Origin of the sequence: Globicatella sanguinis NBRC 15551 (assembly GCF_001552295.1) — a bacterium.
Classification (GTDB): Bacteria; Bacillota; Bacilli; order Lactobacillales; family Aerococcaceae; genus Globicatella; species Globicatella sanguinis.
On sequence record NZ_BCQX01000009.1, the window covers coordinates 23852 to 33647 of the forward strand.

The window sequence follows — 9796 nt, forward strand, 5'->3', positions numbered from 1 at the left end:
TCTCATATAAACCTCTGTTTATTTTTTAACGAAACGACTAATAAAGAAGCCGTCTGTATGATATTGATGCGGCCAAACTCTAATTTGACCCGCTGAATTAAGTAAATCTGCTGGTAGTAATTCTGTTGGTTGGATTGGATCTAATAGAAATTCTGCATGATTGGCTAGAAATTGGTCGACCATTTGCTCATTTTCAATCGGTGCTAGTGTACATGTACTATATACTAACACCCCTCCAGGTTTTAATAAACTTGCGACATGATTTAATAGTTCAGCTTGAATCTTTGCTAACTCAACTAAATCTTGTGCTTGTTTTTCATATTTTATTTCTGGTTTTCGACGCATCAAGCCTAAACCGGAACATGGAGCATCCAAATATATTGTATCATATAATGCATTATTTTTCGGCAAAAATTTTGAAGCATCGGCCTGTTGGGTGGTCACTTTTTCTGCTAGACCCATTCGTTGTAAATGTTGATCCACTTTCTTTAATTTATGGCTCGATAAATCCAAAGCAGTCAAATGGCCTGTCGTTAATAATTGGGCAATATGAGTCGCTTTACCACCAGGTGCTGAACAAGCATCTAATATCTGCTCTGTTCCGGTTATTTTTCCTAATGGTGCGACTAACATGCTGGACTCATCTTGAATGGTCACGCGTCCTTCTTTAAAGACATTAGAATGAATTAAATCACCACTTTGTACGATTAAGCCATAAGGTGATACCTTACTAGGTTCAGTGATCACTTGTTCGGTTTGTAATTGTTGCTGAATCTCTTGACGCTGATCAATATTCGCAATCACTCTCGCTGATAAGTGGGGTGTCTCTAATAAACTTTTTAGTAATGATTCTAACTGATCACTTTGATCCCCTAACCAGTGTGAAAGTTGCTCGACTAACCATAATGGCATGCTATATTGAATACTCAAATAGTCATAGAATGCCGTTGCTTTATCGGGTAATTCCCTTAATGGTTGGCGATTAAATTGTCTCAAAATGGCATTAACAAACTTGCCTAAGCCACCATGCCCATTCGTTTTCGCAATTTCGACTGCTTCATTTAAAACGGCATGATCTGGGACTTTATCTAAAAATAATAGTTGATAAATACTTAAGCGAAATAAAGAAGCAATCCAAGTATCGATTTTCTTGCCCTTGAGATAAGGTTCTAAATAATAATCTAACGTTAAGCGACGTTGCACAACACCATAGACTAATTGTACCAATAATTTTTGATCCAATTCATTCAAATGAGTATGTTGTAAGGTTTGATCGATTAAAACATTCGAATATTGATTTTCATATTCAATTTGATGAATCAGTTTGAGCGCCTGCCATCTAACATTTTTAGCTAATTGTTTTTCACTACGTTGTTTTATTTTCATTAGCTGTCACTCTATTCAAATCGTTGACCGATTAAATCTTCAGCATCCATTCCGTTTAAGAAAGTAGCTGCATCCATTCTTCTTTTACCGCTTGGTTGTAATGATGTAATCGCATAATAGCTTTCTTGGCATTGGACAATTACTTGGTCATCTTCTACGGCTACAATCGTCCCTGGTGCCACCGTTTCCGTTGTGGCATAAGCGATCGGTTGCCCTTCCCACACTTTTAAGCGTTGACCATTCCACATAGTATAAGTGGAAGGAAATGGTCGAAAAGCGCGGACATGATTATGTACTGCCGTTGCCGATTGCGACCAATCAATTTTTTCTTGTTCCTTAGAAATAGTGGGAGAGAATGTAACCAACTGCTCATCTTGTTTAATGGGTGTTAATTCTCCAGCAAATAATGGTGGTAATGTTTCTAATAATAAATCGCGCCCTATTATTGCCAAGCGTTCGAATAATTGACCGACATCATCATTGAAATGGATAGGAGTCTTAGCTTGTGCTAAAATATCGCCCGCATCCATTTCTTTTTCCATATACATAATTGAAATACCTGTTTCCTCGTCACCTTGCCAAATCGCATAATGAATCGGTGCCCCACCACGATATTTTGGTAATAGTGATGCATGCACATTAATGGCTAAATATTTTGGATGTTTTAATAATTTGGTCGGCACAAATTGACCATAAGCAGCCGTGACAATTAAATCAACGTCCATGGCTAATATTTGTTCCATCTCTTCTGATTTACCTAGTTTTTCCGGTTGGAAGACAGGAATTTGATGACTCAATGCTACTTCTTTTACTGGTGAAGCGGTTAATACTTTTTTACGACCAACAGGGCGATCTGGTTGAGTCACAACGGCAATCACTTCATATAATGAGGATTGTGCTAAAATCCCTTTTAAAACTGTTGCTGAAAATTCAGGTGTCCCCATAAAAATAATTTTCTTCATATAATTTACCTCCTCTAAATAAAATGATATGGTTCATGGTCAATTGAAACATAAAGACCTTGCCGTGATTCATTTTGAGCTTGATTGACAATTTCACTAATTTTATTTTGAATGAATTGCTTATCTTTATACTTGAGTAATAATTGAAAATAATAAACGTCGTTGATGCGCGCAATAGCGCCTCTTGATGGGCCTAACAATAATAATTGTTGTTGTTGTTCTAGTGATGGATTGGATAATAATTGTTTCAACTGATGGATTTTACGTTCAGCCATCCCTTGATTTTTACTGGAGACAGTGACTAAAGTTGTAAAATAATAAGGGGGATAATTTCCAATATGACGCCGTTTCATCTCGTATTTAAAGAAATTTTCATAATCGTGCGTCTTGACCAATTGCATCACATAATGATCGGGATTGTAGGTTTGAATGATGACTTTCCCCTTTAATTGACCACGTCCGGTCCGTCCTGCTACTTGCGTTAATAATTGAAAGGTCTTCTCACCCGAACGAAAATCTGGTATGTTAAGGGCCGTATCCGCATTGATAACACCGACTAAAGTAACATTTTCAAAATCAAGCCCCTTAGCAATCATTTGTGTTCCCAATAAAATATCGGCTTCTTTATTAGCGAATTGTTTTAATATCCGTTCATGGTTCCCTTTTCTTCTAGTCGTATCATTATCCATACGTAAAATTCGCGCATGGGGGATTAATTCTGCTAAAGTCTCTTCAATTTTTTGGGTTCCTGAACCTAAACTGCGAATATGTTGACTACCACATTGAGGACATTCAGTTGGTACCATTTGTTGATAATCACAATAATGACATTTCATGCGATGTTCACTCTTATGATAGGTCAAAGAAATATCACAACGAGGACATTGAACAACATGTCCACATTCGCGACATTGCATATAAGATGCATACCCACGACGATTTAATAACAATACGATTTGTTGTTTTTGACTAATGGCTTGCTCGATTGCTTGTTGTAAGGATGGCGATATCTCGGTATAGGTCTTCGAAACTAAGACATTGGTCATATCGATTAATTCTACTTCCGGTAATTCAGAAAAGTTTGCTCGTTCACTCATCATAACGAGTTGATAATGATTAACCTGAGCCCGAGCTCGGCTTTCTAATGATGGGGTGGCACTTCCTAAAACAACTGGACATTGATGATATTGACTCCGCCATAAAGCGACATCACGCGCATGATAACGTGGATTATCGGATTGTTTATAAGTCGTTTCGTGTTCTTCATCAATGATGATAATACCAATGTTTTTTAATGGTGCAAAAATTGAAGAACGGGCTCCGACCACAATCGTCGCTTCACCTTTAATAATTCGCTGCCATTCATCGTATTTTTCCGTAGTAGACAAACCAGAATGTAAAACTGCCACTCCTTTTTGGAATCTGCCTACCACTCGATTGACCATTTGTGGAGTCAAGGCAATTTCTGGTACTAATAATAAGGCCGACTGCCCTTGTTGACGGGCTTTTTCCATTAATTGTAAATATACTTCGGTCTTGCCACTACCGGTAACGCCTTCTAGTAGAAAGGTTTTAGCTTGCCCTTTTTCTACAGAAGCCACAATGGTATCATAAGCGCTTTGTTGGTTAGGTCTTAATGTTTTGGCTGTCGTTTGAATAAATTCCTGGTCCTTTAATGGATTACGGTAAACAGCCACTTCAGATTTGATTAACCATCCTTTATCAATAGCGGTATTTACAACAGTACGGCTGAGACCGGTGATTTCACAAAAATCTTGAATCGCAATCGGATAAGTTATTTTCGGATGATAGATTAAATAGTCAAGCAATTGTTGTTGTTTTTTAGCCGCTCTGCTTAAATTTTCAGAAACGGCTTTATATTGTTGTTCATCCAAAGCTCTATCGATCACTTGCACCATTTTGGTTGATTTTCGATCTAAAACTCGATTTTCTAGTTCGATGGCCTCTTGATCAATTAATGCTTTTATTTGATTTGGTGTTAACATCGTTTCGAGCATCGTTTTTTCAATTTCATGATTTTCAATCAAAGTATTAGTCAAGGCTTGAATTTGATCATGATTATGAATTAGAAAATACGATTCATATTTTACTTTTAATAAATTAGGTAACATTGTTTGTAAAACAGCAATTCTAAAAGCCTGCAAATGATTGGCTAAGTAATCACTTAATTCGATTAATTCTTGATTCAAAAAACTACGATAATCTAATAATTTGCTAATTGGTTTTAAGGTTCCAGTAAAACTCGTTTCATCTGAAAAACCAACCACAAATCCCAGTAATTGCCTTGGACCAAAAGGCACTTCAACACGCATACCTAATTGAATGGCTTCTTCCCACTGTTCGGGGACTAAATAGTCAAATTCTCGATTAACTTGAGCGACTGGAATATCGATAATCACTTTAGCAAGCATTAAATCACCACCTTCATAACTATATATGCTATCACAAAAAATCTTTTAAATATAGATATAAATACGTTTGCTTAGAAAAAAACCATCAATTTATCTTTATTAATAATACCCTTATCCAAGATAAAAAAACTACCCTCATCATATTACTAAGGATAGTTTAACAGAAATATTTTATAATACAGAAATTTTACTCGCTGTTTCCACATAATGATCATTAAAATGCGTTTTCCAATAAACCCATAAAAGCAATAAAATATAAAGGGTACTCTGTGTTAAGGCCATCACATTTGGATCTTTCAATAAGAAGCCCAGTAGCATCGCGATCAAAGTGGGAAGGCCAAAAGTATTGAGTGATAACTGTAAAGCCTCATTAAAGTTAGCAATCGTAAATATTTTTCCAAACTTCGTTAACCAAAGTAAAAAAGCTGTCCCTAATAATAAACCAACGAAGTTAAAAAACATTAAAAACCACACATTAATAAAATTAGTTAGCACTATCGATAAACGATTGGCTTGGAACCAATGTTGAGACAATAAAGCAATCAGTTCTTCTTTATCTGCCACCGTGGTTAATGGTAGCTCTTCAATATAGGTTTGTTTAATTTCGGGATTCTTTCCTTCTTTAATAATAAAGCCATCTGGAGCAATTAAGATGGAGTTTTCTACTAGAGAATCACTCTCTACCTCATTGATAGAAGGAATAAATTGACTGGTTTCAGCAACTGTTCCCTGTTCTACCATTTGATTAAATTGTTGAACAGTGTCGTCATGCATCGTTGCTAAAGCATTCGGTACAAAATCATTTAAATTAGCCGATTGAATTTTTCCTAACTGAACCGATAACGGCATCAACATTAAACCATTAAGCAACAATACAATTAACAGTATTTGCCACCAAATTAATTGTTGACGATTCTTAAAAATTTTCTTCGCCGAAAAGATATTTGTAAAGTAATTAATTGGAAATACTTTGTTCATTATAATCACCTCATTCTACATATTATAGCATTTAAAAAAGAAAAAAATGGACATGAAGTAGAAAATCAAAAGATTTTCACTTCGTTTGCCCACCCTTATTTTCTTAACAAATTTTAAATCAATCGTCGATTATGTTTCTAAAAAATACAAAGTAGTGAAAAACTCATTGTTTCAAACATCCATGTTCTCGATTGATTAACCTTTTGTTCCACCCTTAGTCAAACCAGTAACAAAGTTCTTTTGTAAGACAAAGAATAGAATTGATATTGGCACAGCAATTAAAATAGAACCGGCCGCAAACAATGCTACTTTTTGGTTACGTTGGTCATTAATAAATGTTTGTAAACCAGGAGCTAAAGTATATAATTCTTCTTTACGTAATAAGAATTTAGATAACATAAAATCTCCGAATGGTCCCATAAATGCCCATAAAGCTTGTACAGCGATCATTGGTCGTACTAATGGTAACACAATTTGCCAGAATCTTCTAAAATGTCCTGCCCCATCTAAATTGGCTGATTCATCTAAATCATAAGGAACTGTATCGAAGTACCCTTTCATTAACCAAGTATTCATTGGAATACCACCACCAATATAAATTAATGATAGGAACCAGAATTGGTTAATAGCTTTCATCAAGAGTGCCATTACGAAGAAGGCTGTTAAGGCTGCCATCGTCGGCACCATTTGTACAATTAAGAAGAACATTAAACTATTTTTACGACCAAAGAAGTTGTAACGACTATAAGCATAACCAGCTAGGGTTACAGCCATAACTTGCACTACCATGGTACTAACTGCAACGATTAAAGTATTTTTATACCATTGTAAATAATAGGTCTCTTCAAATAATCGTTTAAAATGATTCAAGGTCCATTTTGAATTAAAATTCAAATCAAATGCGGTAATATTCCCTGCTCTAAAAGCAGAACTAATCGTAATTAATAATGGATAAATAATGATAATCGATAAGAGAATCATATAAAAATAAGTAAAGAATTGTCCCAAAAACTTTTTGAATTTGGCAGATGCAAATAATTTTTTCATGTTGATTATCCCTCCATTTCAAAAGCTTTTGTACGCTTAAAGACGATTAACGATACTGAAATAACCACTACTGAAATAATCAGTGTCAAGGCTGCCGCAAATGAGAATTGCGGTGAAGTTCCAGTTGTTAACTTATAGATCCATGAAATTAAAATGTCGGTAGCACCAGCGCCGCCACCCACTGATCCAGGTCCACCATTGTTAAATAGATAGATCATCGTAAAGTTATTAAAGTTACCTGTATATTGAGTTAAAAATGTTGGAGCAGCAACAGAGAAAATTACAGGTAAAGTAATGGAAGTGAATCGTTTAAAAGCATTCGCTCCATCAATTTTGGCTGCTTCATATAAATCTTCGGAGATAGATTGAAGAATACTGGTTACCATTACATAAATATAAGGGAACCCTAGCCAACCTTGAACCATAATAATCGCAACTTTGGTCCAAAATGGGTTAGTTTTCCAGGCGATTTTTCCAATTTCAACAAATGGAATTAATTTGTTAATAAACGGAATTACTTGTGTATTCATCGCACCAATTGAGTCATTAAACATATTTGAGAACGTTAAAATTGTAATAAATGCTGGAACAGCCCATGGTAATAAGAAAATTACCCCAAAAATACGTTTGAATTTAATAAATGGTTGGTGAGCTACAACAGCTGTGAAAATACCGAGAACAATTTGTAAAGTAGTCGCACATAATGTCCAAATTAACGTCCACATAAATACGGATGTAAAGGCATCTCTAAAGGTACTTAATGTAAATATATTTGCGAAGTTTGCAAAACCAATCCAGTCTAATAATTTTGCTGGTGGCATATTTTTAAAATCATAATTTAAAAATGCTGTAAATAAAGTGACTAAAACTGGAAAAATAATAGCAAAAGTCATAAAAATATATGCCGGAACAATTAATAAATAAGGAAACCCATTATCTAAAATATTATCGATATGTTCTTTAAATGTTTGATTAACTTTAAATCCTTCATTCCAAAGATTCGCAATGCGTTTAGCATCTATCATATTGAAAATCAAGAAGATTAAGAATACGACCGTAATGATAATTTGTAAAGTACCAATAATCATTAAGAATAAGGAGTTATCACCTTTTACCCCCGGAGTATCCCCTAATGTAATAAAGTCAGTCAACGCACCAAAACCAAAACTTACTAATTCATAAACAAACAACCCGGTAATCCCTAAAAAGGTTAAGCCTTTGATCAATTGTTTATTATATATTTGACCTAGTCCTGGAATCAACGACAAGAGCATCGCTAATGTCGGATTTTGTTTTTTGGCTGTCTGACTCATAAAATCACTCCTTTAAATAAAATGCTGTTTAACTATTAATATCTGGCAGAAGATCAACCTCTGCCAGATAAAAACTTACGATTCACGAAATTTTAATACTTTTGTTCGATTGATTGTTTGATTAATTCAACAGCAGCATCAGCAGCTTCTTGAGCTGATTTATTACCTGAACCAGCATCGAACATTAAGTTTTCAGCACCTGACCATACTTCACTCATTTGTGGAATATTTGGCATTGGTACAGCGTTTGAATAAACATCGATAACCGCAGTTGTTAATTCATTACCAGCTTCAGCAGCAACTTTACGAGCTGCTTGGTTAGCAGGGATTTGTCCACTTTCTTCATACATAGCTGTTTGCATTTCTTCAGATGTTACCCAATTTAAGAATTCTTGTGCTAATTCTTGTTTGTCAGTAAATGCTGAAACTACCCAACCTTTACCACCAGCAAATGGTTTATATTCTTCACCATTTGGTAATGTAGGGATTTTAGCAACGCCGTAGTTAACGCCTGCTTCATTAAGAGCAGCAGCTTGCCATGGTCCGTCAATAATCGCAGCAGCTTTACCATCAGTAAATTGTTGCATTACAAAGTCACTTACAGAAGAAACATCTAACATACCTTGTGGCCATACATTTTGGAACCAGTCCACTGCATAGTTAATACCTTCTACTGCCCCTTCAGAGTTTAATCCTAAGTCTTCGTAGTTAGTACCATCTTCACCAAATACATAACCACCATATCCAGCTAATAAACCGTAGCTATGGTAGAAGTTAGTCCATTGAGCTAAGAATGCTGTAGATTTTCCATCTTCCCCAGCAAAAGCATACTTTTCATCTTTAGTCAATTCACGTAATTCATCAAAAGTTTTTGGCGCTTCAGATAGTAAGTCTTTGTTATAGTATAAAACAATTGTTTCGATAACAGCTGGCGCACCATAAACAACACCATCTGTTGATACTTGTTGTTTATCTGTATCATCATAACCTGCTTCTTCATTTAACGTTACTTCGTTAATTAAACCTGTTTGAGCTAATGAACCGATACGGTCATATGGTGCAATTAAAACATCTGGAGCAGTTCCAGCAGGTCCATCTAATGCTAAACCATCAATTTTCTCAAACATATCAGCATCTAATAATTCTACTTTCACACCATATTCTTCTTCGAATTTAGCGATGTGATTTTTTACATAGTCATATTCTCCGGCTGCAGAAATAACTAATGTTTCTTCTTGAGCATCAGCTACTAATACACCAGTTGATACTAATGTAGTTAAAGCTGTAACTGTAGACAAAGTACCAATTGCCAATTTCTTCAAATTCAATTTCATAATTGAAACCTCCTAAATATTGCGTAAATCGCTTTCTTAACTATATTATCTTATATAATTGAAAATAAAACAATAGGTTTTTAATTCTGTTATCGGTAACAGAATGATAGTCATTATTAAAACCCGTTATTGTATCGTGACTCGATTTAATATTTAGCTATTTAATCATATTTTTATGAAAAGTTATCATTTGTTTCAAAAAACTTTATGCTTATTTTGCTTTATACGAATAAATTATCATCAGTTTTCATCAGCGAAAAAAAAAGAGTGGGTAAACAATATAAAATCAAAAGATTTTATATTGTTTATCCACCCCCGCACAGTTGGGAGTGGACAAGAAGTAG

At 34.9% G+C, this 9796-nt stretch carries 7 protein-coding genes; all 7 read right to left on the bottom strand.

Going from position 1 to position 9796, the window contains the following annotated elements; genetic code table 11:
- Positions 1 to 18: 18 nt before the first annotated feature.
- On the bottom strand, positions 19 to 1386 hold the full coding sequence (gene rsmB, locus GSA01S_RS01475) for a 16S rRNA (cytosine(967)-C(5))-methyltransferase RsmB (protein WP_066124123.1): 1368 nt from the start codon (positions 1384 to 1386) through the stop codon (positions 19 to 21).
- A gap of 11 nt (positions 1387 to 1397) precedes the next feature.
- Entirely contained in the window at positions 1398 to 2348 is a 951-nt protein-coding gene (gene fmt / locus GSA01S_RS01480; protein WP_066124125.1) for a methionyl-tRNA formyltransferase, read from the bottom strand.
- A gap of 14 nt (positions 2349 to 2362) precedes the next feature.
- On the bottom strand, positions 2363 to 4780 hold the full coding sequence (gene priA, locus GSA01S_RS01485) for a primosomal protein N' (protein WP_066124126.1): 2418 nt from the start codon (positions 4778 to 4780) through the stop codon (positions 2363 to 2365).
- Positions 4781 to 4951: 171 nt separating this feature from the next.
- Positions 4952 to 5758: a hypothetical protein gene (locus GSA01S_RS01490; RefSeq protein WP_066124129.1), complete on the bottom strand. Its 807-nt coding sequence runs from the start codon at positions 5756 to 5758 to the stop codon at positions 4952 to 4954.
- Positions 5759 to 5953: 195 nt separating this feature from the next.
- Entirely contained in the window at positions 5954 to 6805 is an 852-nt protein-coding gene (locus tag GSA01S_RS01495) for a sugar ABC transporter permease (protein WP_066124131.1), read from the bottom strand.
- A gap of 5 nt (positions 6806 to 6810) precedes the next feature.
- Positions 6811 to 8118 (bottom strand): carbohydrate ABC transporter permease, encoded by a 1308-nt coding sequence (locus tag GSA01S_RS01500; protein ID WP_066124133.1) that lies wholly within the window; start codon positions 8116 to 8118, stop codon positions 6811 to 6813.
- A 92-nt stretch (positions 8119 to 8210) separates the two neighbouring features.
- Positions 8211 to 9452: an extracellular solute-binding protein gene (locus tag GSA01S_RS01505; RefSeq protein ID WP_066124135.1), complete on the bottom strand. Its 1242-nt coding sequence runs from the start codon at positions 9450 to 9452 to the stop codon at positions 8211 to 8213.
- Positions 9453 to 9796: the final 344 nt, after the last annotated feature.

Bases quoted from the DNA above. Each gene is read 5' to 3' on its own strand.
- rsmB (WP_066124123.1), bottom strand. From the start codon at position 1,386: ATGAAAATAAAACAACGTAGTGAAAAACAATTAGCTAAAAATGTTAGA.
- fmt (WP_066124125.1), bottom strand. From the start codon at position 2,348: ATGAAGAAAATTATTTTTATGGGGACACCTGAATTTTCAGCAACAGTT.
- priA (WP_066124126.1), bottom strand. From the start codon at position 4,780: ATGCTTGCTAAAGTGATTATCGATATTCCAGTCGCTCAAGTTAATCGA.
- GSA01S_RS01490 (WP_066124129.1), bottom strand. From the start codon at position 5,758: ATGAACAAAGTATTTCCAATTAATTACTTTACAAATATCTTTTCGGCG.
- GSA01S_RS01495 (WP_066124131.1), bottom strand. From the start codon at position 6,805: ATGAAAAAATTATTTGCATCTGCCAAATTCAAAAAGTTTTTGGGACAA.
- GSA01S_RS01500 (WP_066124133.1), bottom strand. From the start codon at position 8,118: ATGAGTCAGACAGCCAAAAAACAAAATCCGACATTAGCGATGCTCTTG.
- GSA01S_RS01505 (WP_066124135.1), bottom strand. From the start codon at position 9,452: ATGAAATTGAATTTGAAGAAATTGGCAATTGGTACTTTGTCTACAGTT.